This is a genomic window from Kitasatospora sp. MY 5-36 (assembly GCF_001182915.1).
Taxonomy (GTDB): Bacteria; Actinomycetota; Actinomycetes; order Streptomycetales; family Streptomycetaceae; genus Kitasatospora.
This window is the reverse complement of the sequence record NZ_LFVW01001050.1, coordinates 1-2,220: the sequence shown is the minus strand read 5'-3', so window position 1 is coordinate 2,220 and position 2,220 is coordinate 1. Positions and strand designations below refer to the sequence as shown.

General features: G+C 76.4%; 2 protein-coding genes. One reads left to right on the top strand and one right to left on the bottom strand.

The genetic code is table 11. The features are described from left to right. Positions 1–1,177: MFS transporter (locus tag AE652_RS39965; RefSeq protein ID WP_049660597.1), on the bottom strand; the 1,177-nt coding region annotated here is incomplete at its 3' end. 114 nt (positions 1,178–1,291) lie between these two features. Here AE652_RS39965 and AE652_RS39960 point away from each other — a divergent pair. Then, positions 1,292–2,220: LysR family transcriptional regulator (locus AE652_RS39960; RefSeq protein ID WP_049660595.1), on the top strand; the 929-nt coding region annotated here is incomplete at its 3' end.

Here is a 2,220-nt window from a genome sequence, read left to right as displayed (position 1 = left end):
GCGCGAGCCCGGCGGCCGCGGCGGGCAGGGCGTAGCCGGTGCCCGGAGCGGCCCGCTCGGCGACCGCCCCGGCGAGCGCCGCCCCCGCCGAGATGCCGACCACGATGCCGGACACCGCCATCGCCATCCCCTCGTTGAACTGCCGCCGCGGCAGCAGCTCCTGGACCAGCGTCATTCCGGTCACCATGGTCGGTGCGGTGGCGGTGCCGGCCGCGAACAGCGCCACGCCGAGCAGCCCGAGCCCGGCCCCGCCCAGTCCGGCGGCGAGCGGCAGCAGCAGCACCGCGGCCATCGCCGTGGCGCCGAGCAGGAAGCGCGGGCCCGGTGCCCGACGCGGGGTCAGCAGTCCGAACAGCAGCCCGGCCAGGCAGGAGCCGGCCGCGACCAGGGACAGCAGCAGGCCGGCCGACGCCTTGTGGCCGAGCGCGTCGGCGTACGCCACGGTGGTGATCTCGGTCGCGCCGAAGACCATGCCGGTCGCCAGGAAGGTCAGCACCAGCACCCGCAGCCCGGGCACCCGCAGCGGGGAGCCGGCTGGGTCAGCCGAGCCGGCCGAGACGGGCGGCGGCAGCGGCGGTTCGGTGCGCCGCTGGGCGGCGAACAGCAGGGCGCCGGTGGTGCCGAGGGCGCCGGCGGTGATCAGTCCGGCCTCCGGGGCGAACGTGGTGCAGAGCACCATCGCGAGCACCGGTCCGGCCATGAAGCAGAGTTCGTCCAGCGCCTGCTCGAAGGAGTTGGCCAGGTGCCGGGCGGCCGGGTCGTCCCGGTGCAGGTGCGCCCAGCGGGAGCGGGCCATGCCGCCGAGGTTGGGTGCCGCCGCCCAGGCCGCGGAGCAGAGGAGGAGCGTCCAGTCGGGTGCGCCGAGCCGGACGCAGAGCAGCAGGCCGGTCAGCGGAACGGCGTTGTACAGCGCGGCCGGTACCGTCACCCGCGCCTGCCCGTACCGGTCCACCAGCCGTCCGATCAGCGGCATCCCGATCGCGCCGGTGACCAGCCCGGTCGCCGAGACCGCCCCGGCCAGCCCGTACGAGCCGCGCCGTTCGGAGAGCAGCACCACCAGTGCGACGCCGTTCATCGACAGCGCCAGCCGGCCGAGCAGTCCGGTCAGGGTGAAGGCGACGGCGCCGGGGGCCGCGAACAGCCGCCGGTAGGAGGTGAGGAGGGCGCGCGAGGGCATCGGGCTCCTGTGAGCAGGTGGGAAGGGGGTGCCCCCAGCCTGGTGCCGGCGGTGGGCGGCCGTCCAACACCTGTTTCGCCGCACTCACAACACCCTGTTGTTAATCTGCCGCCCATGCCCCGTGACCTGCACCCCCGTCTGCTCCGCGGCTTCGTCGCGACCGCCGAGACCCTGCACTTCGGCCGGGCCGCCGAGCGGCTGCACACCGCCCAGCAGGCGCTCAGCCGGGACGTCCGGACCCTGGAGGGGCTGCTCGGCGACGCGCTGTTCACCCGCACCACCCGCAGCGTCGAACTCACCCCGGCCGGGCGGCGGTTGCTGCCCCGGGCGCGCCGGTTGCTCGCCCTGCACGACGAGATCCTCGCCGAGGCGGCGACCGGGGCCGGGGCCGCGGCCCGGCCGCTGCTGCTCGACCTCAACAGCGACGTCAACGGCCCGGACCTCGCCGCCGACCGGGTGCTCGAACGGGCCCGCGCCGCCTGGCCGGAGGGCGAACTGCTGGCCCGCTTCCACGGCGGGCTGGCCGCGGCCGCCGCCGAGCTCCTGGCCCACCGGCTGGACGCCTCCTTCGGGCGCTTCGCCGGACTGCCCGCCCCGGTGCGCGGTCAACTCGTCCAGCTGCCGGTGCGGTTGGAGCGGGTTTCGGTGATGATGGCGGACACCCATCCGCTGGCCGACCGCGCCGCGCTGCGCCTGTCGGACCTGGTCGGGCACCCCGTCGACGTCTGCGTGGGCAATCCGGCCACCACCGAGTGGGCCGACCTCGGCACCCGGCTGCTGCGCGAGCACGGCCTGACGGCGGCCGCGCCGTACGCGCCGCCGGTCGGCGTGGACGAGACCGCCCGCTACCTGGTCCGGCACGGCGATCCGATGCTGACCACGGTCGGCGGTCCGCGGATGCCGGGGACGGTGAACGTGCCGCTGGTGGAGCCGGTGCCGCTGACCCTGGTCAGCCTGGTGCACCGGCCCGGCGAGCGTCACCCGGGGCTGCGGGCGCTGGCCGCGGCGGCGGACGAGCTCGGCGCGGCCGAGGGCTGGCTGCG